37 protein-coding genes are annotated in these 20932 nt (G+C 41.4%); 12 read left to right on the forward strand and 25 right to left on the reverse strand.

What is annotated here, in order from left to right; genetic code table 11:
• Window positions 1-14: 14 nt before the first annotated feature.
• The 19 genes from F995_RS02945 to F995_RS03020 all read right to left on the reverse strand — a co-directional run bounded on the left by F995_RS02945 (window position 15) and on the right by F995_RS03020 (window position 9048).
• Entirely contained in the window at window positions 15-527 is a 513-nt protein-coding gene (locus F995_RS02945; protein ID WP_004645329.1) for a terminase small subunit, read from the reverse strand.
• A 4-nt stretch (window positions 528-531) separates the two neighbouring features.
• Entirely contained in the window at window positions 532-1038 is a 507-nt protein-coding gene (locus F995_RS02950) for a NinB/YbcN family protein (protein WP_004645330.1), read from the reverse strand.
• Window positions 1019-1297 carry a DUF968 domain-containing protein gene (locus tag F995_RS02955; RefSeq protein ID WP_034605837.1) on the reverse strand — a complete coding sequence of 93 codons (279 nt, stop codon included), beginning with the start codon at window positions 1295-1297 and terminating at the stop codon, window positions 1019-1021. The genes F995_RS02950 and F995_RS02955 overlap by 20 nt, the downstream gene beginning before the upstream one ends.
• The gene (locus F995_RS16235) at window positions 1236-1460 is read right to left on the reverse strand and encodes a hypothetical protein (protein WP_004645331.1); all 225 of its coding nucleotides are present in this window, start codon (window positions 1458-1460) and stop codon (window positions 1236-1238) included. Before F995_RS16235 ends, F995_RS02955 begins: the two co-directional genes overlap by 62 nt.
• A gap of 2 nt (window positions 1461-1462) precedes the next feature.
• Window positions 1463-1648: a hypothetical protein gene (locus F995_RS16615; RefSeq protein WP_130908671.1), complete on the reverse strand. Its 186-nt coding sequence runs from the start codon at window positions 1646-1648 to the stop codon at window positions 1463-1465.
• Between the two features lie 229 nt (window positions 1649-1877).
• On the reverse strand, window positions 1878-2198 hold the full coding sequence (locus tag F995_RS02960; RefSeq protein ID WP_004645335.1) for a hypothetical protein: 321 nt from the start codon (window positions 2196-2198) through the stop codon (window positions 1878-1880).
• Window positions 2199-2319: 121 nt separating this feature from the next.
• Window positions 2320-2556 carry a hypothetical protein gene (locus tag F995_RS02965; RefSeq protein WP_004645336.1) on the reverse strand — a complete coding sequence of 79 codons (237 nt, stop codon included), beginning with the start codon at window positions 2554-2556 and terminating at the stop codon, window positions 2320-2322.
• Between the two features lie 160 nt (window positions 2557-2716).
• Entirely contained in the window at window positions 2717-3250 is a 534-nt protein-coding gene (locus F995_RS02970; protein ID WP_004645337.1) for a hypothetical protein, read from the reverse strand.
• 10 nt (window positions 3251-3260) lie between these two features.
• The gene (locus tag F995_RS02975) at window positions 3261-3773 is read right to left on the reverse strand and encodes a RusA family crossover junction endodeoxyribonuclease (protein ID WP_004645338.1); all 513 of its coding nucleotides are present in this window, start codon (window positions 3771-3773) and stop codon (window positions 3261-3263) included.
• 131 nt (window positions 3774-3904) lie between these two features.
• Window positions 3905-4255 (reverse strand): hypothetical protein, encoded by a 351-nt coding sequence (locus tag F995_RS02980; protein WP_004645340.1) that lies wholly within the window; start codon window positions 4253-4255, stop codon window positions 3905-3907.
• Entirely contained in the window at window positions 4248-4472 is a 225-nt protein-coding gene (locus F995_RS02985; protein ID WP_004645341.1) for a hypothetical protein, read from the reverse strand. Before F995_RS02985 ends, F995_RS02980 begins: the two co-directional genes overlap by 8 nt.
• Window positions 4469-5146 carry a hypothetical protein gene (locus tag F995_RS02990; protein ID WP_004645343.1) on the reverse strand — a complete coding sequence of 226 codons (678 nt, stop codon included), beginning with the start codon at window positions 5144-5146 and terminating at the stop codon, window positions 4469-4471. Before F995_RS02990 ends, F995_RS02985 begins: the two co-directional genes overlap by 4 nt.
• Complete coding sequence (locus F995_RS02995; protein WP_004645344.1) at window positions 5143-5595, reverse strand: hypothetical protein; 453 nt, start codon at window positions 5593-5595, stop codon at window positions 5143-5145. Before F995_RS02995 ends, F995_RS02990 begins: the two co-directional genes overlap by 4 nt.
• A complete protein-coding gene (locus F995_RS03000) occupies window positions 5592-6911 on the reverse strand; it encodes a replicative DNA helicase (protein WP_004645345.1) in 1320 nt (439 codons plus the stop codon). The genes F995_RS02995 and F995_RS03000 overlap by 4 nt, the downstream gene beginning before the upstream one ends.
• A complete protein-coding gene (locus F995_RS03005) occupies window positions 6911-7657 on the reverse strand; it encodes a hypothetical protein (protein ID WP_016807067.1) in 747 nt (248 codons plus the stop codon). Before F995_RS03005 ends, F995_RS03000 begins: the two co-directional genes overlap by 1 nt.
• The gene (locus tag F995_RS16745; protein WP_004645347.1) at window positions 7650-7820 is read right to left on the reverse strand and encodes a hypothetical protein; all 171 of its coding nucleotides are present in this window, start codon (window positions 7818-7820) and stop codon (window positions 7650-7652) included. The genes F995_RS03005 and F995_RS16745 overlap by 8 nt, the downstream gene beginning before the upstream one ends.
• A complete protein-coding gene (locus F995_RS03010) occupies window positions 7817-8509 on the reverse strand; it encodes a phage regulatory protein/antirepressor Ant (protein ID WP_016807066.1) in 693 nt (230 codons plus the stop codon). Before F995_RS03010 ends, F995_RS16745 begins: the two co-directional genes overlap by 4 nt.
• A 5-nt stretch (window positions 8510-8514) precedes the next feature.
• Window positions 8515-8823, reverse strand: coding sequence for a hypothetical protein (locus tag F995_RS03015; protein ID WP_004645350.1), 309 nt, complete (start codon window positions 8821-8823; stop codon window positions 8515-8517).
• 39 nt (window positions 8824-8862) lie between these two features.
• Entirely contained in the window at window positions 8863-9048 is a 186-nt protein-coding gene (locus F995_RS03020) for a Cro/CI family transcriptional regulator (RefSeq protein ID WP_004645351.1), read from the reverse strand.
• A 79-nt stretch (window positions 9049-9127) separates the two neighbouring features.
• On the opposite strand from F995_RS03020, the gene F995_RS03025 reads away from it, so the two are divergent.
• Both F995_RS03025 and F995_RS03030 read left to right on the forward strand, forming a co-directional pair.
• Window positions 9128-9808: a LexA family protein gene (locus F995_RS03025; RefSeq protein WP_004645352.1), complete on the forward strand. Its 681-nt coding sequence runs from the start codon at window positions 9128-9130 to the stop codon at window positions 9806-9808.
• 49 nt (window positions 9809-9857) lie between these two features.
• Window positions 9858-10127, forward strand: a complete 270-nt coding sequence (locus F995_RS03030; RefSeq protein ID WP_016807065.1) for a hypothetical protein — start codon at window positions 9858-9860, stop codon at window positions 10125-10127.
• On the opposite strand, the gene F995_RS03035 is transcribed toward F995_RS03030, so the two are convergent.
• Entirely contained in the window at window positions 10105-10311 is a 207-nt protein-coding gene (locus F995_RS03035) for a hypothetical protein (RefSeq protein WP_004645354.1), read from the reverse strand. The genes F995_RS03030 and F995_RS03035 overlap by 23 nt on opposite strands.
• A 211-nt stretch (window positions 10312-10522) precedes the next feature.
• Here F995_RS03035 and F995_RS03040 point away from each other — a divergent pair, with 211 nt between their 5' ends.
• Genes F995_RS03040 through F995_RS03080 form a run of 10 tightly spaced genes read left to right on the forward strand, consistent with a single transcriptional unit; the run spans window position 10523 to window position 15025 of the window.
• Window positions 10523-10870, forward strand: coding sequence for a PWWP domain-containing protein (locus F995_RS03040; protein WP_004645355.1), 348 nt, complete (start codon window positions 10523-10525; stop codon window positions 10868-10870).
• Complete coding sequence (locus F995_RS03045) at window positions 10867-11670, forward strand: hypothetical protein (RefSeq protein WP_004645356.1); 804 nt, start codon at window positions 10867-10869, stop codon at window positions 11668-11670. The genes F995_RS03040 and F995_RS03045 overlap by 4 nt, the downstream gene beginning before the upstream one ends.
• Before the next feature lies 1 nt (window position 11671).
• Window positions 11672-12178 (forward strand): hypothetical protein, encoded by a 507-nt coding sequence (locus tag F995_RS03050; RefSeq protein ID WP_004645358.1) that lies wholly within the window; start codon window positions 11672-11674, stop codon window positions 12176-12178.
• Between the two features lies 1 nt (window position 12179).
• On the forward strand, window positions 12180-13127 hold the full coding sequence (locus F995_RS03055; RefSeq protein WP_004645359.1) for a recombinase RecT: 948 nt from the start codon (window positions 12180-12182) through the stop codon (window positions 13125-13127).
• Window positions 13124-13783 (forward strand): hypothetical protein, encoded by a 660-nt coding sequence (locus tag F995_RS03060; protein ID WP_004645361.1) that lies wholly within the window; start codon window positions 13124-13126, stop codon window positions 13781-13783. Before F995_RS03055 ends, F995_RS03060 begins: the two co-directional genes overlap by 4 nt.
• Window positions 13780-14010, forward strand: a complete 231-nt coding sequence (locus tag F995_RS03065) for a hypothetical protein (RefSeq protein WP_004645362.1) — start codon at window positions 13780-13782, stop codon at window positions 14008-14010. Before F995_RS03060 ends, F995_RS03065 begins: the two co-directional genes overlap by 4 nt.
• A complete protein-coding gene (locus F995_RS03070; RefSeq protein WP_004645363.1) occupies window positions 14010-14267 on the forward strand; it encodes a hypothetical protein in 258 nt (85 codons plus the stop codon). The genes F995_RS03065 and F995_RS03070 overlap by 1 nt, the downstream gene beginning before the upstream one ends.
• Window positions 14260-14421 carry a hypothetical protein gene (locus tag F995_RS16750; protein ID WP_004645364.1) on the forward strand — a complete coding sequence of 54 codons (162 nt, stop codon included), beginning with the start codon at window positions 14260-14262 and terminating at the stop codon, window positions 14419-14421. The genes F995_RS03070 and F995_RS16750 overlap by 8 nt, the downstream gene beginning before the upstream one ends.
• A complete protein-coding gene (locus F995_RS03075) occupies window positions 14418-14732 on the forward strand; it encodes a hypothetical protein (RefSeq protein WP_004645365.1) in 315 nt (104 codons plus the stop codon). The genes F995_RS16750 and F995_RS03075 overlap by 4 nt, the downstream gene beginning before the upstream one ends.
• Window positions 14732-15025, forward strand: coding sequence for a hypothetical protein (locus tag F995_RS03080; RefSeq protein WP_004645366.1), 294 nt, complete (start codon window positions 14732-14734; stop codon window positions 15023-15025). Before F995_RS03075 ends, F995_RS03080 begins: the two co-directional genes overlap by 1 nt.
• Here F995_RS03080 and F995_RS03085 read toward each other — a convergent pair.
• From F995_RS03085 to F995_RS03105, 5 genes are all read right to left on the reverse strand, one after another.
• Complete coding sequence (locus F995_RS03085) at window positions 15018-16037, reverse strand: tyrosine-type recombinase/integrase (RefSeq protein ID WP_004645367.1); 1020 nt, start codon at window positions 16035-16037, stop codon at window positions 15018-15020. The two genes, F995_RS03080 and F995_RS03085, sit on opposite strands and share 8 nt — an antisense overlap.
• A gap of 301 nt (window positions 16038-16338) precedes the next feature.
• Entirely contained in the window at window positions 16339-16560 is a 222-nt protein-coding gene (locus F995_RS03090; RefSeq protein ID WP_004645368.1) for a hypothetical protein, read from the reverse strand.
• Between the two features lie 15 nt (window positions 16561-16575).
• Window positions 16576-17112: a 3'-5' exonuclease gene (locus F995_RS03095; RefSeq protein ID WP_004645369.1), complete on the reverse strand. Its 537-nt coding sequence runs from the start codon at window positions 17110-17112 to the stop codon at window positions 16576-16578.
• Window positions 17113-17121: 9 nt separating this feature from the next.
• Window positions 17122-17895, reverse strand: coding sequence for a hypothetical protein (locus tag F995_RS03100; RefSeq protein ID WP_016807062.1), 774 nt, complete (start codon window positions 17893-17895; stop codon window positions 17122-17124).
• Window positions 17896-18030: 135 nt separating this feature from the next.
• The gene (locus F995_RS03105; protein WP_004645371.1) at window positions 18031-20670 is read right to left on the reverse strand and encodes a bifunctional aconitate hydratase 2/2-methylisocitrate dehydratase; all 2640 of its coding nucleotides are present in this window, start codon (window positions 20668-20670) and stop codon (window positions 18031-18033) included.
• Window positions 20671-20932: the final 262 nt, after the last annotated feature.

The following is a 20932-nucleotide window of genomic DNA, read 5'->3' on the forward strand; positions in this document are numbered from 1 at the left end:
TGCCCTCCTTATTTTCAGTCGTTGCTTAGCTCATCCATCAGGTCAGATAGTGATTGAATCTCAAGTTTTCCTGAGTGCTCCACTTTGTCTTTAAATGCGCCCACAGAGACATGCCTACCTAGTAACTCAAGATTCTTCACCTTGTCAGGCCACTTGATCTTTTTAAAACAACCTTCACCATCACTCAGTTCAAGATTCTCAAGATTTACCACGTACTGTCGCCAAACTTTAGGCCATTCATTAACAGGTCGAATCTTCATCTGATCATCCATGATGTCCAGGACATCCATTTGGTCAATTTCGACCAGACGTCTTAAGACATAGGCAGCATCAATTTGGGTTTGTTCAGTACGTTTGTTTTGCGCTTCCTCAATTGCTTTTGCAATGTTAGGTTTTGTGAGGTTTTCGCTTCCAATCTCTTTGGCTGTCTTCTCACTGTACCCAGCACGAATCGCGGCTTGCGTAGCATTTAGGTCTATCAGATATTCTTCGACAAACCTTTGCTGTTTGGGTGTTAGGTTTGCCATATCTTTACTCCATCACATATTTAAGATCATCTGGACAGGTGAGCCTCACACCATCCTTTAAGCACCACATTTCAATATCAGTTAAGAATTCAGCCATCTGCTTTGGCGTGGCTTCCGTGATGCTCATTCGATTTGATACAAACTGTCTTAATGGCTCATAGCCTGAACTTCCTGACTTTTTCAAATCACGCATGACTCTAAATGTTTCTGGATACTCGCCCACATTGTCACGATTAAAAATGATCGACAGGTATTTGTATTTAAAGAATGCAGACGCTTCTTCTTTATCCAGTCCACGCTGTTTGCCGTACTCAGTCATCCACAGCCAGTACAATCTTCTTTGTGCGCTGGATAATGTTTCTTGCTTCTGATCAATGCGAACAACTAAAGGCTTCCCATCACTCAAAGCATCCGCATGATGTCTGTGCATATACGCAATAGCACGGCCTACTTCTTCAAATGATTTAATAACAAGTGTTATGGGTTCTAGCTTAGAAACATTCTTCATCATGCTTACCCATCATCAACTCAGTCTTAACCAACCACTTCTCAAACATGGCTTCACTTTGTTCTCGGTTGCCCAATTCAAAACGATCGAATGCAGCATGGCATTTAAAACAAAGGGGAATTACAAATAGGTCAGAACTTTTAATCCCTCTACCCTTACCATGCTTTGCTGAATTACTGTGAGCTGCCTGTGAGTTTGGATTACCGCACCGGATGCATGGTAGCTTTCTGATTGCTGCGAGTCTTTTGTGGTTGCGCTTCATAGAGATTGATTCTGATGTTTCTTGCCCGCTCTCGGTGGCGTTTAAGCTTTTCATCAATATCCACCATCTCTTTAGCAGTCATCATGCTGCGTGACAGGCTGAGTAAAATATCAATCTGGTCGCAATGCTCTTTTAATTCCCTTTGTGCAGATACTATGTCCATATTCACCGACCTTGACGCTTATATTTGCGTCTCTTTGCCTGACTTACACGGTTAGGCTTTGATTTATGTTTTGCTGGTTGAGTCAAACGCATAGCCCGCGATAATGCACCCAAACTATCGGTAGCTCGATGCATCCCATCACCAACCACCATCATCCCCATGGATGCTAAAGCCATTCCTAAACTCATTCGACTCATTCGCATATTCACCACCAATAAGAAAAGAAAAACCCCTCAACATCTAGAATGCGAGGGGCTTTGTTTGCCGTAATACGTCCGGCGACTGTTACCGAAGTGACAAGGGTTTATTCAACTTCTCTCAAACAATCCCGACACACCTTGATTTCTTCATCATCAATCGTGTAGTCGATCTCAGTGGCACCATGTAGGCCAAATAAGCAAAGGAAAAATTGGAGCATCACAGCACCTCGAATTGATCTCCCTCATACACAAACTGGAAGCCCATACAGCGAGCATCTTCAGTTAATGATGGGAACATTGGTGATTTCTCTTTTGAGCAAATGATGGCTACACATTCAGCCTTGCACTTATCTTCACGATCTACAACCAGAATCATTTCGTTATTATCTTCATCTGGTAGCGACTCAATAACACATGGAGCCAAATAACCAAACTCGTCAGCAATACCCCAGGCGTAATCCCATGCTTTGTCACCAGTTTTGGCAATATGCACATCGTTAAACTGGAATTCATTGTTTTGGTATTTGATTGTTTTCATGATTGGCTCGGTTATTTTTAGAATCTGGGTGGCGGCATTAATTTAAAAACCACTAGAAATTAATAGGACCGCCATAATGCAAAAAGCCCACCTTTTGGCTAGCTTTCCTTGATGCTTAAACCTATTTTTGACATTTCACTTCAAACTGGTATTCGTCTTGAGTGACCTTAATTTTAATATTTTTATATTTTCGTTTGTTTGGATCCATTGCCGAGCCAGCCACTTCCTCAAAAAAGCTACGATCATTCATTAGCTCGCCATACGCTTTATAGCCTAATAAAATCTTTTCAGGCTTTTTGCCTTCAGCCACTAATTTACCGAGAGTATCTTCTAGTTTTTTAACAGTTAAAATCGCCATTTCAATTAGAGCTCAAAAACAAAAAGGCATTATCACTTAATTTTATGAATAAATAATGTCAAAAAAGCCCACCTTTCGATGAGCTTTTTAACACTTGGTCACTTTTGTATAGAACGACCAGTCTATAAAAATACTATCTTATATGGGGCTTATTTGTCAATTAAGCTTTTCTTAAATTTTTCCGATAAATATCAGCATAAAAATCTATCTCATCGCGCATATCTGAAAGCATAATTTCCACCATATTTTCCAGATAAGCATAGTGCTCTCGGTAGGTACGCATCTTCATTTCCGTGATGCCAAAAAAACGTAATTTGTCTTCAGCTTTAAAATTACCCATATCTCGAAGACTTAAGAATAACGCCATCTTTGCCACCTTGAGTGCAAAGGACTTAAGATCAAATCGAATGCGTTGCACATCCTTTGCTAAAGCCTCATAGAGACTAGCAGCTAAATAATGATGCAAAATATTGTAGGCCATTGTGTTATCTCGATAGTCACCCCATACCAAGATTTCACAATATGCCTTTGTTGCCTGATCATCGATTGAAGCAATAGCACCACAGCGATCTTCCCATGTAATTGGCTCCAAACTACCACCCCCTTGACTTGGTTCATAATTCGCAGTCTTTGCTCTTAACTGCTGCCCCAACCATTCAATGTTTGTCATCTTTTCAGCTACCATCGCATTCATCCCTATTCCCTCAAACCCTTAACTTTTCAACTTGAATAATCAGCTTCCCGCCTTTTTCTGATGGCAACCGCTTCACAAGCAATTCATCCACCTGGGAATCATCCAGAATCAATCCACCTTTCGACAAAGCATCGAAGCAAGGCTTAACGATGTTATCGATGTCGCGTATTTTCGCATCAGGTGGCGCGTATTCGATCTTTACGCGAACTCTGCCCTGATACCCTGCCGGCTCGATAAAACGCTTCATAACGTCAATAAAGTGGATTGCACGCTTACTTAATCGGTTGGTCTTGTTGGCCCCACGAATCCAGTAGTGATTCACCGAAGGAGGTGTGATTAAAACTTCACACCAGAGCAGTTCATCATTCATCACACCAAATCCCTTCCCTTCGACCAGATGAGCCGGAACCTTTGGCATTGGATCTGGATTGGATTTCTTCTTCCCCGACTTGGCTGTTACACCAAATCGAGGGCCAATACCGGCTTTTCGTGCCTGTGCTGCGGTGATTCGAAGATTAGTCATTGGCACCTCGCCACATCATCGAAGCAAAGCAAGCCATAAAAATAAGCATCAATACACCTAAAACAGTCGTCTTGAACTCAGCGAAAAGAACAGTATTGCAAATCAAAAGCACTGCGGTTTCTTGTTGGAATTTACTCATGATCACCTCGCAGGGCTTGCTTCACATATCTAGCGAAATCACTCAAGCTATCAATATCACTATCTTCATAAATATCGATCACGCGCTGAACCTCACTTAATTTGGCTTTTAGCTCATCAATCTCACCCTGACGAGCATTCCAGCCTTTGGTGTGCCATTCCTGAGTGAGCTCGACAAATTCATCCTTAGAGCGCTGACGTTGTGTGCTCCACCCCTGATAAGTCATCTGAACCGGCAGCACTCGATAAACATCACCATCCTTATCAAACAGCTTGTCACCATGGATGAATCGCATGTTTGTGTAGAAGTCTTGATCCTCAAACCACTTTTCAAAATCACTCATGCTCAATCACCTTCGTATTCGGGCTGATATGATTAGCAATGTCCGTGCAATGGTCAGTTTCCTCATCCGACCACTGCTTTACATTCACATCAAAAGGCTCTGATTTTTGTTCTGAGCAATAGGTGCAGATAAGTTGACGTTTGGTGTCCCCAATCTTGGAAATATTTTCCCAATCATGGTCACATTCCTTTAATTCTGTTTTCTCGATTAAGTTCATGCTGCTTTCCCTCGCTTATTAACTAACGACCACTGGTTTTCCTCTTTTTTAAGTGACGCAATCAATTTGCCTGCATCGCGCAAACTCAAATATGATTGGAATTGGCAGTAGGATAGAAAATCCTTAAAGTGAGCTTGTGCAATCATTCGGACTTGTGACTGCGTTAATTCAAATCCCTCTGGAATACCTTGTTTTTCCCAGTTCTTAATCATTTCCTTTTGCAGCCCTTCCCACTCACCCATAACTGTCTTGATACCATCCACAAAATGCACTTTAGCTGAGCATCCACCCATCAACTCTGCATGTGTCATCGGCGGCAAGGTTAATGCAAATGGCACTGTTAGCATTTCGTCTGTTTCCAGATTGTAGAAATGCGAGTCAATGCCGATCTCCCAAGATTCAGGCGTTTTAATCAATTGCTGCTTGAGCGCGATAATTAAATCCTGTTCTTCATAAGCGCCAATCGTCACATGGGCAGGCACATAAGCATCGTCAGGCAAGTTGTTTTCTTCTGCGTAATCATTAATTGCCTTATTCACATGCTCAACAACAAAGTCCATCTGAAACTCATACAGCACATCGCAGGCTTTCCAATTCGCCCGAAATTGAGCTTCTTTTGATACCCTGATCTGACCCAACTTATTCGGGTTGTATTTCTTATTGCGCTTTTTCATGCAGCCTCCCCTTGTTTGGATTGAATTTCCAGTTCCTCAACCTGTGCCATGACCGCTATAATCTTTTGGTGTTCATCCTTGGTTAAGCGAGCACCTCTTTTTGATGTGGTAATGCTGCCGCGTATGCGATAAAGCGGAATACCTGTCAGTTCAGCCAAATATGTGCGTCTTGGTTTTAATGTGGCGCTTGAATTGCACCACTTGATTAAGCGATTGACTTGCAACGATGAAGCGTATGAAGAAGGCGTTTCAACCGTTGAGCGCTGTGGGCGTGGCTTAAACTCCGTACCTGGCAATTTCTGAACCTGACCACCAGACTTAAGGAATTTTTTAACGTCCCGGGTAAGTGTTTTGCGCAGCTTCTCTTTCTCAACCGGAACCGCTGTTGACTTACGTGCCACGCTTTCAGCTTTTACGTGTTCTAAAAATTCTGATTTATTGATGTTCACACCCCACCCCCTACTTGCTCTTGAGCCACACTTGCAAAGCGACACACATCCAATTGATCCTGAACCAACACGATCCCCTTCTTGCCATGACGGTTTTTAGTCACAAGCACCTCAGTCACACCAGTCGGCATTAAGTCCTCTGATTGCAGCTTTGGGTGTAGCAAGACGATCTGGTCTGCATCCTGTTCAATCTGACCCGATTCTTTAATGTCTGAACTCTTTGGGCGCGAGCCTTTGTCTGCATCACGATTCAACTGCACTAATGCAATCACTGGGCATTCAAATTCCTTCGCCATTGATTTAAGTTCACGGCTGATTGATGCCACCTCCTGAATGCGGTCTCTTTGGCTTGGATTGCGAAGTAACTGCAAGTAGTCAATAACGATGCACCCAAGTCCTATCTTCTTGTAGCGGCGCTCTGCTTTGCGTACATAGGTACGAACTTCGCTTAATGTCGGCTTTTGCTTCGGTTCGATCCAGATTGGCAATTTTGCATAGGCAGCTTGCGCATTGGTGAAGTCCTGCATCACACCTGACGACATACGAGCGTTGTGCAGCTCGTCATAAGGGATCAGACTCAAGGCACTAATCATTCGATTAACCAAAGTCTCTTTATCCATCTCAGCCGATACAAACAGCACACCTTTGTTTTTGATTGCAGTATCCAGTGCCAGCATTTGAGCCAAAGTCGATTTACCTGAACCCGGTCTACCACCAACGACACACAAATGCCCTTTTTGAACCGTACCAATGAGGTTGTCCAAAGTAGGCAGATTGAACCTCACACCTGACGGCTTACCCTGTGCCAGTGCTTCGGCTTTCTCGATCATCTTTTTCAAAGCACTATCAATGGAGTCTTCAAAGCTTGAACCTAAGTTATTCTGATCCTGATTGTCTGATCCACTAAATAGTCCCTCTGCTTCAGCAAAGACATCATCCAGATTTAAGTCATGAGCAATCATGGCAATCTTCTTGCCAATTTCCTCAACCTTGCGGTGTGATTTCAGTTTATTAAGTTCAGATACATAGCTGCCCAAGTTATAAAAACTTGATGGCGATTCAGACATGATCGTCATCAGATAGTCAGAAGCATCAACCAGAGATTTACTTTGATTGAGTTTCTGTTCAACCAGTACAGCGTCATAAGGTCTTCCAGAATCAGCCAATTCGGAAATAGCTTTGAAAACCTCTTGATGCTTTGTTGAGAAGAAGCAGTCTTGAGTTAAGTCACCTGCCACAGTTTCATAAGAGTTTTGAACTGTCATCAATGCAGCAAGTACACATTGCTCGATTGCGATGTTATGAATATCAGACATTACCAAGCCCCTTTGACTGTTTTAAGGTTTTGAGGTGCTGGTGCTGCTTGATTAAATACTGGTGCTTGAGTTGTCCAGTAATCGTTCTCCCAATTCTTTTGATTTAGCCAGGTAGTCGGTGCTGGAATAAATTCACCATCCTGTTTAATCCAAGATTGATCTTGTTTTTGAGCATTTAGAATTTTGATCAATGTTTCAGTAGTCACAACTGATTTGTATTTCTCAAAAGTTTTAAATGTTCCAGACTTGTCTGATTTACGCTTACAACGTGGATATGATTCCCAGAATTTTTCAAAGTCTTCTGAGTACACCCCTTGCTTTAAAGTTGCTTTAAAAGAAGTTGTTTTAATAGATGCGGTTTTTCCGACAAGATTGGATTCTGATTTTCCGACAAGATTGCTATCTTTCTTGTCGTTTTTTCCGACCTTAGATTCTTGATTCGGTTTTTCAGAGTCGAGAACTCCATCACACAATTTGTACTCAGTAACCGACTTATATTTGCGTGTAGCTTCAATAATTCCCTTGTCTTCAAGTAAGCGCAATGCAGCAATAACAGCATCTTTTTTATAGCCAGTGCTGCGTTCAAATTCAGCAATACTAATTGCGCGAGTATCAACACCCCAGCCGCGTGTACGTCTTACAAGGTAGACATACACAGATAAAGGCGCACCCTTAAATTCAGCCAAAGTTCCACCATCAATACAGGCATTAGGGAGCATGAAGGCATTAACAATAAAATTACTCACAATCTCCCCCTTGTTTAAATTCAACGTACTCATCCTGCACTTCTTCAATGTGAAACATATCCAGATCAGCGTCATATAAATCGGCAACTGGGCAATAGCGCGAGGTGAAATTCGGATTTTCACGCTCGTACTGGTCAACGAATTGGCGGGTTAAGTGGTTCATGCAGCACCTCGCAAATTGAACTTAGCCCACTCTCCAGCAGTCCACTCGACACCTTTTGGTGTGAATAGAGATCGTGTGAATGTGTGGTTGCTCTCGCTGATACCTGTGTTGTTGTGGAATCGCTTTGCATCTATGTGGTTTTGATATGCCAGCCACTCACCATTGAGCTTGTACATAATCTTTTCTTTTTTTAAGAAGTCGCGGAACTTGCGCTCGTTTGCACCTAGTAGTTTTGCTACCTGGCGGAATGTTTTATTGCCGTTACCTGCAACGTATTTATCAACGAATGCGACTTTTGGGGCTTGGATTTCTAACTGCTGCTGAAGAACCAATTTCTGCTGCTCAGACTCAAGAGCCATTTGCAGGATTTCCATTTTGGATAGTTCGCGGTTTTTGCCTTCCAGTTCATACCAGCGCTTAACAATGGCGGCTGTAAACTCAGGACAAAGCTGAGCAACCACAGTAATTGAGTCTAATTTTCCTTGCTCGCCAGAAAAAACATAAAAAGTTGTTGGCCGGCCTGCTGTGGCCTTTTCCCCCATTGGGGGTAAAGTAATAACACCACGCTCAGCCAGTCTTTCAACTGACTGCTTAACTTTGTCGTGGCGAGATTGAACAAGCTCAGAAATATCCAGAGTGTCCATTGATTGCTCGGAATTTCCGAACTGTGTTAATATTGGCATGTTCATATTGGTTAGCCCCTTTGTTGAATATCAAGCTCATCTGTTCCCGCAGATGGGCTTTCTTTTTGGTGTACCAAAGTGCCCGAAGTACACTTTGACCGATTACGCGCTCTTGCCATACGCTCGTACTTAGCATCTTCAGCTAGTAGGGCTTTCGCTATGACCTCACGCACCCAGTTACACGAATCCTGCTCATTGGTTTCGCTAGCAATAGCGATTGCATCAAGCATTTCATGTGTAAATTTGATTGTTTTCGGAACGGTGTATTTCCCGCCCAAATATCCTTTTTCGATTGCTTCTTTCAAATCATCGACTCCCATTAGTGGATTCCTTGCAATTTCTAAAACTCATAAACTTACCTATACAGCTTCTTTGCTATGTGTGATTGGTTGCTTTCCAGCCGCTAAATCTCGAATTTGGTATTCACGTGCTAAGGGGATTTTTTGGTTAGGCCATTGGTAAACGGCAGGCGGCTCTATTCCAAGTAGCTTTGCCAGTTCAACGCCATTAACCCCAAGCAACTCATATGCTTCTTGTTTGGTCATTGGTATTTACTCAATAAAGTAAGATTTCTTAGTATTTAATCAAAGAAAACTTATAAAAGCAATATGTAAGATTACTTATATGGAAAAAACAACTATTGGTCAGCGCATACGTGCGCTTAGACGTTCGAAAAAATTAACTCAAGCGCAATTAGCAAAGATTGCTGGAGTGAGTTCGCCCGCTGTAACTGAGTGGGAAAAAGATAGTTATTTGCCTAAAGCAGGATCATTAGAAGCAATGGCAAATCATTTTGGGGTAACGACTGAATACATACTGACTGGCAAAGGTGATCCTAGCGCCACGCAAAAAGAGCAGTCCAATGTGGTTCCTGTGGCACCACGCATGGCCCCTGTCTTGTCATGGGTTCAGGCAGGTACGATGACCAATGTCGAATCTGTTGACATGTCCCAGGTGGAAGAGTGGCTGCCAATTCCAGATGGTGATTGTGAAAAATGCTTTTACCTGAAAGTTCAAGGCTTGAGTAACTACCCAGAATTCCATGAAGGTGATTACATTCTTGTAGATCCGACCCTGCCATTTTGTGACATGAACTCAGGGGATATTGTTGTTGTTAGAAAGTTTGATGACGCGACTTTTAAGCGCCTGGTGATTGAACCGGACGGCACTAAATACCTACAGGCGATTAATCCTGAATTTAAACCAAATATTATTCCACTTGATGAAAATTGCGAGTTTGTTGGCGAGGTAGTGGATTGTATTCGCTACGTTTATCGAGCTAAGAAGAAACCACGTAAGAATTAAAAATAAAAGCCGCATACCCGAGCGGCTCTTGGATCGGGTGGAGAACTATATGGCCTACTATTCTGTAACTTACGATTTAATAAAATCTAAGGATTACAATAAAATGTACGAAGGCATAAAGGCTGTTTCTAATGATATTTGGGTTAGGCCCACAAGATCACAATGGATAATCCTGACAAATAAAACTGCGGGTCAAGTTCGTGACTTCCTTCAAAACTATATAGATTCTGATGATGTTTTATTTGTTATTGAAGTTGATAAAAGCTCTTGGGCCTCTTGGAATGTTGATAAAAAAATTACTGATTGGTTGAACTCGTAAGACTTTTATCACCAATACTCCCCAAACCAAGGTAGTAATCATCTTGATCTTTGATTGCTCGATCAATCCACTCTTGATTTGCGTTTACTGCAACGTTCTCTAGGAGTGTGATTGAGCCTTCATATAGCTTAATGCGCGTTCCAGCAGGAATGATGCCACGTTCTAATTCTTGATTCTTATCCATAACAAACTCCAAATAACCCACCCTGTGTGGGTTTTCTTTTGTCTATTAAATCATAAAAAATAAGTTTTCTAAAAATAAAACTAACATTTCTTATATTTCTGCTTGACACTAAAACTAAGTTTTCTTATATTTATCTCACAAACAAAGAAAAGCCCCAGCGTTGCTGTAACAACCTGGAGCATGACCCATCACCCTACTGAGTGAGACTATTATGACAACTAAATCCAATATTCTCAAGTCTGCATTCATTGCAGCATCAATCAGCGCGGGGATAGCAGTAGCTTACGCTTTCCAGCCTGCCAAAGTTGCTGATGATAATCCTCAAGTGGTTATCACCGCTCAAAAATATGAAGTGCTTAAACGCGCTTGCCATGAAACCTGCATTGCTACTGTCAAAGCCGACGATTACAGCATCTATGTCGAGTATGCCTTAGATGATGCATCAGTCGAGTTTCTGGACATTCTAAGCGTGGTGCATTTTGACAAGACTGTGAATGCCTATGTTGATCGTTATGAGATTGAAAAGATTAATGCTGCGATTGTTGGGGGTGTGAAATGATGAAAGCTAATGTTGAGTTAATCACTCCTGAAAAAGCTGAAATATACCTCAAGCAAAATACCAGCAACAGGAAGCTTCGTAAGACTTGGGTTGAGTCACTGTCACAAGCCATGATTAAAGGGCAGTACTCGCTTACTCATCAAGGAATTGCTTTTGATGTTAATGGCGTCTTGATTGATGGGCAGCATCGCTTATCAGCAATTGTTAAGTCTGGCGTTGCTCAGCATGTTTTGGTTGTAACAGGTGTCCCTGTTGATGCTTATAAAAATGTGGACATTGGTGTAAAACGCACACACTCAGACACAACCAAGCTTGAAAGCAACATTACTGAAGTTATCAATAAGATTTCAACATTCATATATGGCGAAAAAAAACTTACTGCTGATGATGTTCTTAATTATTACTCAGTGTTTGGTGACAGCATAGACCCATTTTTTTTACTGGCAACACCTTCAGCGAAGAAAACAGTGTCTGCGTCACCTGTGAGAGCTGCTGCGGTTTTGCAGATATTCCTAAAACCAAACGATGCTGAAGTAATTGCAGAGCGATATACAAAACTTGTTTTGCAAGATCAAACCATGTCGCCAGTGCTTTGGGCATTAAGCAAGTCTATCCAAAACGGGACTGTCACAGTAAATGGTAAGAGTGGAGCTGGTCAGCCAGACTTGTTTTGCAGGGCGTTTATTGCATTTGATTCAGGGTGTCAGGAGTACACAAAAATTCAAGTGTCCGACCACAAGATTACCCTAGATAAAATTAGAACAGCTATTGAAAAAGCTCGCATCGAAAGGGGGGTGTGAAATGAACACTTACGCTCAATTCTGTGGATGTGGTGCGGCAATGCGCCCCATCAACCACATCGGAAACCAGTCCTTATTTCTGTGCCGTGATGGTCATAGCACCAAGGTAATTGATTGCAAGGTAAATGAAGATTTCACCCGTGATTTGTACTTTTCAGACCTACCGAGTTTCAAGGTGGATTCTGATATTTCAATTGAAGATAACGTGCTGATGTTTGGTTTATATCGCCAGATTGGTGAAAACCTGTGGGCAACGGCCGACTGTTCGGTGGCTGTACTGCCTCACACGATGACTGAAATGCGCAGTCCGGATGGTGATATGCGATTTGCAGAACCGGTGGATATTGATTCATGGTTGGTCGTGAAAGATACGCCTGTAACGCTGCTGGATGTTTGGAACTTTGAAGCTGAGGAAGGTCAGACATTTACGCTGAATGATGAGCAGATTAAAGAATTACAGCGTCTTGTGAATGAGTACGCGGAACAACTATTTGAAGAGGTGGTTTGAGATGAATGCACCAGTGAAAACAGAAGATCAGGTTGCTGCTCCTGCGAACATTAAACAGTACGTTAGTGATGCAAAGATTCGTCAAAAATTTGAAGAAATTCTAGGGAAAAAAACTCAAGGATTTTTAGCCTCTGTAATGCAGGTTGCGAATCAAGGTTATTTGAAAAAGGCTGAACCTGCGACGGTAATTAACGCTGCAATGATGGCTGCAACTTTAGACTTGCCAATAAATAATAATCTCGGCTTTGCTTACATCGTTCCATTCAACACGAAGCGTAAAAACCCTAATACAAACAAATTTGAGTATGTAACAGAGGCTCAATTTCAACTTGGATATAAGGGATTCATCCAGTTGGCACAGCGCTCAGGTCAGTTCAGCCGTATCGCTGCAACCCCTGTTTATCCAGGCCAGTTGGTTTCTGCCAATCCATTACTTGGTTATGAGTTTGATTGGACTATACCTAATTCAGGTGAAGCGATTGGCTATGTTGCTTTCTTTAAACTGCTGAATGGTTTTACTGCTGAACTGTATATGAGTAAGGCTGATGTTCTTAAGCATGCAGGAAAATACAGTCAAACCTATAAATCTGCTGAAGAAAAGAAAAGTAAGGGCGAGTGGGGTTCAAGTGTCTGGCATGACCAGTTTGAAGCTATGGCTCTTAAGACTGTGACCAAGCTGCTGTTATCTAAACAGGCACCACTTTCTATTGAAATGCAGACAGCACAACTTGCGGATCAGGCGATTGTTCGTGATGTAGAGACCAATGATTTTGATTACATCGACCATAATGAGTCAGTAGGCGCAATTGAAACCAAGATGACTGTTCCAGATGCTGAGTTCCCAGTGCTTCTTGAGCAAATCAAAGGTGGTGCATTCGAGAAAGATTATGTGCTGAGTGAATACGCGCTGACAGATGCGCAACGTCAAGCTGTGGAGGTGCTGCCATGAAGTTATTTCGCTGTTCTTCCTTAAGCAACTTGATTGGCACACCAAAGCTGAAAAGCGAAGTGCTTACAAGCGATGCTAAAAACTCTATTCGCAAGATTGTGAAAGAAGACCTTTATGGCTTCCGCTCGTTCACTGGCAACCAGTACACAGCCAAAGGAAATCTGCTTGAAGATGTGGCGATTGAAATGTCTGGAAAGATGCGATTTCGCAAGCTTACAAAACATGTTGGTCGGGTCAGTAATGACCTGATCACTGGTGAGTGTGATGTGCTGGATCTGGAGCGCAAGTTGATTATCGACACGAAGTGCACCTGGGATATTGGCACCCACCCCTTCTTTGTTGATGAAGCCATGGAGAAGGTTAAAAAGGCAGGCTATGACGTTCAGATGCAGGCATATATGTGGCTGTATGAGTGCGAAGTTGCTGAGGTGGATTTCTGGTTATTTCCCACTCCACTGGAACTCACAAAGGATTGGGATGATCGGGAGCAGTTGATCGACATGGTTGAGAGGATCGACATTCGTGAACGCCTGACCACTGTAGCCATTGAGCGTGATGAGTCAATCATCCAGAAGATCAAAGACAAGATTCCGCACTGTCAGGAGTATTACGTAAAGCTTATGGCTGAACGTAGCAAGGGAGTGAAAGCAGCATGAAAAAACCAACTCTAGTTCATCCGCTCATGACTGAAGCATTCATTATCTGGCTGCTTAGTATTGGCTACAGAGCAACGGTCAATCAGCATGGTGTTCGCTTCTTTTGCGAAGTGGTGAATAAGAACTTCCCGCGTGATGTGGTGATTGCAGGGACTGGCCGATTGAATAAGCCAGCAACTCAATTGTTTGAAGAATTTAAGAAATATAAGCCGTTTGAGGTGGCGTGATGGATATTCAAGATAGAGCATTTAAGGAATGGTTTGCTCAATATGATAACAATATTGAGTATGCGTCAGAAAAGATTGCATGGGATGCGTGGAAGGAAGCCAAAGCCCAAGCGGTGCCGGAAGTATTAAGGAAATTCTGCAATGAGCACAAAGACCCTGCTTGGCGTGGTCGTTTGACTGAATATGATAAGGGTTACTCAGATTGCTGTATTGCTGTTTTAGAGATGATCGAAGCACAGGAGCCAGCCAATGACTGAAATTCAACAAGCAAATGTCGACGAAGAATTAGAGATCGATAAGCAAGTAAATCTGATGGATCAGTTCATCCAAAGCGGTGAATTTGATAAGGCTTTTAAAGATGTGTTTGGGTTGCCTGAAGCTGTAGTGAAAAGTCTGGGAGAAGTGTCTTGAAAGCAAATGAGTTTGTTAAAAAGTTTGGGTGGGAATACGCGAAGCATATTTTGACTGATGATGCTCCACTGGTAATGGACTTAAATTATACCAACCTAAAACGCCTTGTCGAAAGTCATGAGTTGGTTGTGCAGTATGGTGGCTTAGAGGATGCTAGAAGTCACTTAGAGAGCATAAGATTTAATATCGCTACAAAAACATGGTTTGGACAGGCATTGCTAAACTGGTCCATGTATGCAGATAAGTTAGAAAAAGCCATCGCAGATGTTGAAAGTTGTCTTAAGGTAGATAAGAAATTGGAGGGATTGTGATGGGAGCATTAAAATACACAATCACGGTTGAAGCTGATGTAGAGCCTCAGCTTTATCTTGGACAGAACATCTTTGGCGGGAAAATTGTTCAGCTTAAGATGGAGGATTTGCCGGCTTTGGTTCCGGTGTCGTGGTTGGTTGAAAAATACGGATTAGCCAAAACCACAATCATCAAAAAGCTGGAAGGTTATAACCAAGGAACTGAAGGTAAGCATCTTTATGAAACCAAGGTGGCCATGATGATCTTATCAAAGCCACAAAGAAATAAACGCGGAGCAAAACGGGTCAATTAGACCCGTTCAGCATCTCACTGATTTCGCTTGCTGTAGGGTTGTAGTAAGTATTAATCAAAATGCCGGCAGTCTTGTGACCGGTAATTTTCATTAGAATTTCAATTGGCACCTTTCTTAATTTAACCAATCTGGTAATCCCTTCATGTCGGGTATCGTGGAAATGTAATTCTTTGATATTCGCCTTTTTCACCCTTTTACTAAACGTATTTTGAAAAGTGCTGCTGCTTATATCAATTAGCTTGTCGGATCCATTGTCTGGAATTAGTTTTAATAACTCTTTCGCACTATCCATCAATGGCACATCACGCGAATGGCCATTCTTTGTGTCAGGCAGATGGATATAGTCTTTATGGATATTCGACCTTTTAATGGATAGTATCTCCCCTTGCCGCATAGTTGTTTCAATAGCAAAAAGAAAAGCCCAGGCAATAAAATGCTGTATCTCGGTTGGGGTCTGCCCTCTCTCATAATTATGAGCCTCTAGCACCAAATCAATTTCAGCATTGCTTATGCGTCGATTTCTCGATTTTGGCTGAGATGGTTTGCTAACCATGGAGAACGGATTGCTTTCAATAAGGAAAAGCTCTTTCTGGGCATAAGTGAAGATAGCTGAAAACAAAGATATATCGCGAAGTACAGTACCAACACTCACGCTTTTTAATCTTGAGTTGCGCCAGTCAGTCAGAATTTGTGGCGTAATGTCGTGCACTGACATTTCCGAGATAACAGGATAAGTATCAAGAAATTGTTTAATTGAAATCCTGATGGTTCTGCTGGACTTCTTGTGCCTTCCAATTTCCTCATAGTACTTATGCATTAGTGCGGAAAATGGATAATGTTGTTTGACTTCGCTTTGATTTTTATTTTGCTCAGTTTTTAATTCTAGAATTTTGAGCATGGCCCATTGCTCACATTCCTTTTCAGTGTCTCGCGTAGCACTGATGCGCTTACCGTTAAACATCAGCTCAATGCGGTATGACTCTCCACGTTTCCTTGCTTTTGGTAGTTTCATTTCTGGCGTAATCTTGGCGTAAATAGTCTTTCATCTTAACTTATTTTTCGTCCAAAACGTCCAATATGTTCAATTAGAATGGGTTTAAGAAGAAGTTTTTAAGGTGGATCATGTTATTCATTTTTATTTAATTTGTTGTTTTATATAGTCTTATTAAACAACCCCATGGAATATTATTATAATTCAGCTATTTGGGATAGCACTTAACCATGGGGCTTTTTATTGTCTGAATATTTTAAAACGGATATAAAAATGGGCTGACGATAACGCCAACCCATGTCTTTCTTTATCGAATTAAATATTATTTTGTCTCAATGTCATAAACCCAATTTCGTGCCTGTTTGTCTGTGGTCGTTTCACAAACATAATAGTCGTGATCCCATGAATCAGGATGGAAGATTTCCTTTTTGGTATAAGTGACATTTTTGCCTTTTTCGACACAGATAAAACTGTCACCTTGGTCTTTGACTTGGCTTCCGTTGAGGAAGCCACCGATACAGAGGAAGCGGGATTGTTTGGGCATTTCTAATCAGCCAAGTTAATAATCTACTTTAGACATTAATTTTTTAAATACATTATAAGTAATTTGTACATCCTCTAGAGCATTGTGATATTGGCTTCTAGAAATTCCAAAATGTTGACAAGCATCATCTAAGGATCTTAAATTAAGGTATCCCTTTTTTTCACAGTAATAGAAAAACATAGACTGTAGATCTAAATGTCTATAGTTGAGTTTATCGAATTCTTTTTGAAAATTATTTTCATAACACATACGCCTAAAAAAACCAATATCGAAAGACATATTCCAAGTTACAAATCTAAAATCATATCCAAATTGATGAAAAAATCTTTTTAATACCATAGCTTGAGTCGGCTTATTTCTGAGAAAACTCTCATCTAATCCATGAGTTTCTTTAGCTGAATTAGAAAACTTCAGTGTTTCAGGAATATGCATATATGAATGAAATCTATCAAGAATTTTTAGATTCTTATCTACTAGTATTGCACCAATCTCAATTGGTTGATCATAAAACTGATTAATACCTGTAGTTTCTAAATCTAGAACACAATACATTATATAAACCTAGGTAGGATAAATTTGTGATAACTCATTAGTCGAGATCATCGCATCTTTTTCACGAGTTACTCTTTGATATAAACAATTAGAGTCTGTGGTTTTTCTTGCAAAAACAGTAATTGGCTTAAACGTTTTTTCAGAGAAAGCTTTATTAGGAACAAAATATATTTTATCATCAATTTTATAATAGCTATAAGTAAAACATCCTTTTGTGTACTTATATATAAATAATTGTGCCCTTTCATGTGATGGAATATCTTGATGCCATTTAATTAGATTCGTTACAGTAGTATCAATCAGTTCTTCAAATCGCCCCGGTGGGTATTCCCAATAATTCTGATATGATTTTAAGAATGGGTTTTCTTTATCTGCTAACATAAAAGTTATTACATTATTTTTTTTGGCTAATGCTTCTTTAATAAGTGAACTATTACTATTTAAAAAAGTACTTCCATACATGAAGAAAATTTCAATATTTTTACAATTTCGAAATTCTTTTTTTAATTTCTGTTCTACTTTTGAAAAATCATCAAAATAATCTAATATGCCAGATTTCTTATAATGTTTAGTTGCATCAAAAATTACCTTATTCCACAAAAAAGAAACAAATATACTTGCTGCTAAAGCAATACTTACATTAGTTATAATTCCAAATATTTCTTCGCTGAAACAATCTTTGAATAGATTTAGTAGACCTGCAAACAAAACAGCGAAAAAACAACATAAAAGAAATCCATGCACTAACCGGACTTCCTCAAACCATCTCATGAAAGCATTCATTATTGACCGACCAAAAAATAAGGGCTGATTACTCAGCCCTTATCTTATACCGCTTATTACTTAATTTTCAAAGCAAATCATAGATTTGCTCTTGCGCTAGGGAAAAGCCTTTCGACTTTTCTTAACCCTAGCTCATTAAGTCAACTGAGCAGCAGCAATTTTCTTCGTATCAACGTCTTTAGCGGCGTTAGTATATTCGCTCATCTTGTCGAAGCTTAAGTATTGATAGATGTCAGCTGACATGCTGTCAATTTGAGCTGCGTACTGTTGGTATTCTTCTGGAGAAGGCAATTTACCCAATACAGCAGCAACAGAAGCAAGTTCAGCAGAAGCCAGGTAAACGTTAGCACCTTGACCTAAACGGTTCGGGAAGTTACGCGTAGAAGTCGATACACAAGTCGTGTTCGGAGCTACACGTGCTTGGTTACCCATACATAATGAACAACCTGGCATTTCAGTACGCGCGCCAGCTTTACCATAAATGTTATAGAAACCTTCTTCCATCAACTGATGTTCGTCCATACGCGTAGGTGGAGCAATCCACAAACGAGTTGACAACGCACCACCTGGAACTTTCTCAAGTAACTTACCAGTCGCACGGAAGTGACCGATGTTCGTCATACAAGAACCAACGAATACTTCGTCAATTTTCGCGCCTTGAACATCAGAAAGAAGTTTCGCATCATCTGGATCGTTCGGGCAGCAAAGAATAGGTTCTTTGATGTCTGCAAGATCGATTTCATACACTTTCGTGTATTCAGCGTCAGCATCCGCTTTGATCAGGCTTGGGTTAGCCAACCATTTTTCCATGTTCTCAACACGACGAGCCATAGTACGCGCATCGCCATAACCTTCAGAAATCATCCACTTCAACATGGTGATGTTTGAACGAAGGTATTCAGCAACTTTCTCTTCAGAAAGCGTGATAGAACAACCAGCAGCAGAACGTTCAGCAGAAGCATCAGAAAGCTCGAATGCTTGCTCAACAGTCAGGTCAGTTTCCATTTCTGTTAAGTCGATCTCAAGGATACGACCAGAGAAGATGTTTTTCTTACCTTTCTTCTCTACAGTTAGGTCGCCTTCCTTAATTGCGTAGTAAGGAATTGCATGTACAAGGTCACGTAGCGTGATACCAGGCTGCATTTTACCCTTGAACTTCACAAGTACAGATTCAGGCATATCAAGAGGCATAACACCAGTTGCTGCAGCGAACGCTACAAGACCAGAACCCGCCGGGAATGAAATACCGATTGGGAAACGAGTATGCGAGTCACCACCAGTACCAACGGTATCTGGAAGAAGCATACGGTTTAACCAAGAGTGGATAATACCGTCACCTGGACGTAGAGAAACACCACCACGGTTCATGATGAAATCAGGAAGCGTGTGTTGCATTTGAACGTCAACTGGTTTTGGATACGCAGCTGTATGACAGAAAGATTGCATAACAAGGTCAGCAGAGAAGCCTAGGCAAGCCAAGTCTTTCAATTCGTCACGAGTCATTGGACCAGTTGTATCTTGCGAACCCACAGTAGTCATCTTAGGTTCACAGTAAGTACCTGGAAGTACACCTTGACCTTCAGGAAGACCACAAGCGCGACCAACCATCTTCTGAGCTTGAGTGAAACCTTTACCAGTTGCAGCAGGCTGAACCGGAGTACGGAACATTGTAGATACTGGAAGACCTAAAGCTTCACGCGCTTTAGTCGTCAAACCACGACCTACGATCAGGTTAATACGACCACCAGCACGAACTTCGTCTAGAAGTACTGGAGTTTTAAGTTCAGCTTCAGCGATTTGTGCGCCGTCTTTGAACGCAGTTACTTTAGCAGCAGCGTGATCGATCTTAAGAACGATTTCGTCGCCCATGTTCATGTTGGCAACATCGATCTCGATCGGTAATGCACCCGCATCTTCCATGGTGTTGAAGAAAATCGGAGCGATTTTAGAACCTAGGCAGTAACCACCGTCTTTTTTGTTCGGGATGTGCGGGATGTCGTCACCGAAGAACCAAAGTACAGAGTTAGTTGCAGATTTACGAGATGAACCTGTACCAACAACGTCACCCACGTAAGCAACCTGGTTGCCTTTCGCGATCAGTTCTTTAATCTGGTTAAGTGGACCCACTTCACCAGGAACTTCTGGATTGATTCCGTCACGTACGTTTTTCAACATTGCATTTGCGTGCAATGGAATGTCTGGACGGCTCCAAGCGTCTTGTGCAGGTGACAAGTCGTCAGTGTTGGTTTCGCCAGTTACTTTGAAAACAGTCAGTTTGATTTCTTCAGGAACGTCTTTACGGCTAGTGAACCATTCAGCGTCAGCCCAAGACTGCATAACTGCTTGAGCATTTGCGTTACCAGCTTTTGCTTTATCAGCAACGTCATGGAATGCATCAAATACAAGAAGCGTTTTTTTCAATGCTTCAGCTGCAAGTTCAGCAAGCTCAGCATTGTCTAAAAGTTCAACTAAAGGCGCTACGTTATAACCACCAAGCATAGTACCTAGTAAGTAAACAGCACGTTCTTTAGAAACGAGTGGAGAGGTTGCTTCGCCTTTTGCCAATGCAGCTAAGAACGCAGCTTTTACATATGCAGCTTGGTCAACACCTGCTGGTACACGGTTTTCAAGCAAATCTACCAAGTATGCTTCTTCACCAACTGGCGGGTTTTTTAGTAGTTCAACTAATGCAGCTGTTTGGGCATCGTCAAGTGGCTTCGGTGGGACTCCGAGTGCGGCACGTTCTTCAACGTGTTGGCGGTAAGCTTCTAGCACAGTGTTATTCCTCTTTTTTAAAAAATTACTTATGAATTCCTGCTTATTCCAAGCTTCATAAATAATATGGACTCCGAAATTTTACTAAATTTCCAGTTAAAAGTTAATGCAACTCAAGTGTTTCTTCGTGATGCTCGTTATTTTATAACTAAATGATGCTCTTAATGATTATTCCATAATCAGTTCCAGCTTACACCACACGAAACAAGCCCATGAATAGGCCCTTTTAACTGAATTTAATGCATAAAAAAGGCAACCCTGA

The organism is Acinetobacter sp. CIP A162, assembly GCF_000367905.1.
In the GTDB taxonomy this organism is placed as follows: Bacteria; Pseudomonadota; Gammaproteobacteria; order Pseudomonadales; family Moraxellaceae; genus Acinetobacter; species Acinetobacter lwoffii.

What these genes read in the sequence shown, in the direction of transcription:
- F995_RS02985 (WP_004645341.1), bottom strand. Translation starts at nt 4,472, where the DNA reads ATGAACTTAATCGAGAAAACAGAATTAAAGGAATGTGACCATGATTGG.
- F995_RS02965 (WP_004645336.1), bottom strand. Translation starts at nt 2,556, where the DNA reads ATGGCGATTTTAACTGTTAAAAAACTAGAAGATACTCTCGGTAAATTA.
- F995_RS03030 (WP_016807065.1), top strand. Translation starts at nt 9,858, where the DNA reads ATGGCCTACTATTCTGTAACTTACGATTTAATAAAATCTAAGGATTAC.
- F995_RS03065 (WP_004645362.1), top strand. Translation starts at nt 13,780, where the DNA reads ATGAAAAAACCAACTCTAGTTCATCCGCTCATGACTGAAGCATTCATT.
- F995_RS03055 (WP_004645359.1), top strand. Translation starts at nt 12,180, where the DNA reads ATGAATGCACCAGTGAAAACAGAAGATCAGGTTGCTGCTCCTGCGAAC.
- F995_RS03010 (WP_016807066.1), bottom strand. Translation starts at nt 8,509, where the DNA reads ATGAACATGCCAATATTAACACAGTTCGGAAATTCCGAGCAATCAATG.
- F995_RS03015 (WP_004645350.1), bottom strand. Translation starts at nt 8,823, where the DNA reads ATGGGAGTCGATGATTTGAAAGAAGCAATCGAAAAAGGATATTTGGGC.
- F995_RS02945 (WP_004645329.1), bottom strand. Translation starts at nt 527, where the DNA reads ATGGCAAACCTAACACCCAAACAGCAAAGGTTTGTCGAAGAATATCTG.
- F995_RS03025 (WP_004645352.1), top strand. Translation starts at nt 9,128, where the DNA reads ATGGAAAAAACAACTATTGGTCAGCGCATACGTGCGCTTAGACGTTCG.
- F995_RS03020 (WP_004645351.1), bottom strand. Translation starts at nt 9,048, where the DNA reads ATGACCAAACAAGAAGCATATGAGTTGCTTGGGGTTAATGGCGTTGAA.
- F995_RS03090 (WP_004645368.1), bottom strand. Translation starts at nt 16,560, where the DNA reads ATGCCCAAACAATCCCGCTTCCTCTGTATCGGTGGCTTCCTCAACGGA.
- F995_RS02990 (WP_004645343.1), bottom strand. Translation starts at nt 5,146, where the DNA reads ATGAAAAAGCGCAATAAGAAATACAACCCGAATAAGTTGGGTCAGATC.
- F995_RS02980 (WP_004645340.1), bottom strand. Translation starts at nt 4,255, where the DNA reads ATGAGTGATTTTGAAAAGTGGTTTGAGGATCAAGACTTCTACACAAAC.
- F995_RS03040 (WP_004645355.1), top strand. Translation starts at nt 10,523, where the DNA reads ATGACAACTAAATCCAATATTCTCAAGTCTGCATTCATTGCAGCATCA.
- F995_RS03050 (WP_004645358.1), top strand. Translation starts at nt 11,672, where the DNA reads ATGAACACTTACGCTCAATTCTGTGGATGTGGTGCGGCAATGCGCCCC.
- F995_RS03080 (WP_004645366.1), top strand. Translation starts at nt 14,732, where the DNA reads ATGGGAGCATTAAAATACACAATCACGGTTGAAGCTGATGTAGAGCCT.
- F995_RS02970 (WP_004645337.1), bottom strand. Translation starts at nt 3,250, where the DNA reads ATGAATGCGATGGTAGCTGAAAAGATGACAAACATTGAATGGTTGGGG.
- F995_RS16750 (WP_004645364.1), top strand. Translation starts at nt 14,260, where the DNA reads ATGACTGAAATTCAACAAGCAAATGTCGACGAAGAATTAGAGATCGAT.
- F995_RS03045 (WP_004645356.1), top strand. Translation starts at nt 10,867, where the DNA reads ATGATGAAAGCTAATGTTGAGTTAATCACTCCTGAAAAAGCTGAAATA.
- F995_RS02975 (WP_004645338.1), bottom strand. Translation starts at nt 3,773, where the DNA reads ATGACTAATCTTCGAATCACCGCAGCACAGGCACGAAAAGCCGGTATT.
- F995_RS02960 (WP_004645335.1), bottom strand. Translation starts at nt 2,198, where the DNA reads ATGAAAACAATCAAATACCAAAACAATGAATTCCAGTTTAACGATGTG.
- F995_RS03095 (WP_004645369.1), bottom strand. Translation starts at nt 17,112, where the DNA reads ATGTATTGTGTTCTAGATTTAGAAACTACAGGTATTAATCAGTTTTAT.
- F995_RS03060 (WP_004645361.1), top strand. Translation starts at nt 13,124, where the DNA reads ATGAAGTTATTTCGCTGTTCTTCCTTAAGCAACTTGATTGGCACACCA.
- F995_RS03070 (WP_004645363.1), top strand. Translation starts at nt 14,010, where the DNA reads ATGGATATTCAAGATAGAGCATTTAAGGAATGGTTTGCTCAATATGAT.
- F995_RS03085 (WP_004645367.1), bottom strand. Translation starts at nt 16,037, where the DNA reads ATGAAACTACCAAAAGCAAGGAAACGTGGAGAGTCATACCGCATTGAG.
- F995_RS02950 (WP_004645330.1), bottom strand. Translation starts at nt 1,038, where the DNA reads ATGATGAAGAATGTTTCTAAGCTAGAACCCATAACACTTGTTATTAAA.
- F995_RS16235 (WP_004645331.1), bottom strand. Translation starts at nt 1,460, where the DNA reads ATGGACATAGTATCTGCACAAAGGGAATTAAAAGAGCATTGCGACCAG.
- F995_RS16745 (WP_004645347.1), bottom strand. Translation starts at nt 7,820, where the DNA reads ATGAACCACTTAACCCGCCAATTCGTTGACCAGTACGAGCGTGAAAAT.
- F995_RS02955 (WP_034605837.1), bottom strand. Translation starts at nt 1,297, where the DNA reads ATGAAGCGCAACCACAAAAGACTCGCAGCAATCAGAAAGCTACCATGC.
- F995_RS16615 (WP_130908671.1), bottom strand. Translation starts at nt 1,648, where the DNA reads ATGAGTTTAGGAATGGCTTTAGCATCCATGGGGATGATGGTGGTTGGT.
- F995_RS03100 (WP_016807062.1), bottom strand. Translation starts at nt 17,895, where the DNA reads ATGAATGCTTTCATGAGATGGTTTGAGGAAGTCCGGTTAGTGCATGGA.
- F995_RS03035 (WP_004645354.1), bottom strand. Translation starts at nt 10,311, where the DNA reads ATGGATAAGAATCAAGAATTAGAACGTGGCATCATTCCTGCTGGAACG.
- F995_RS03000 (WP_004645345.1), bottom strand. Translation starts at nt 6,911, where the DNA reads ATGTCTGATATTCATAACATCGCAATCGAGCAATGTGTACTTGCTGCA.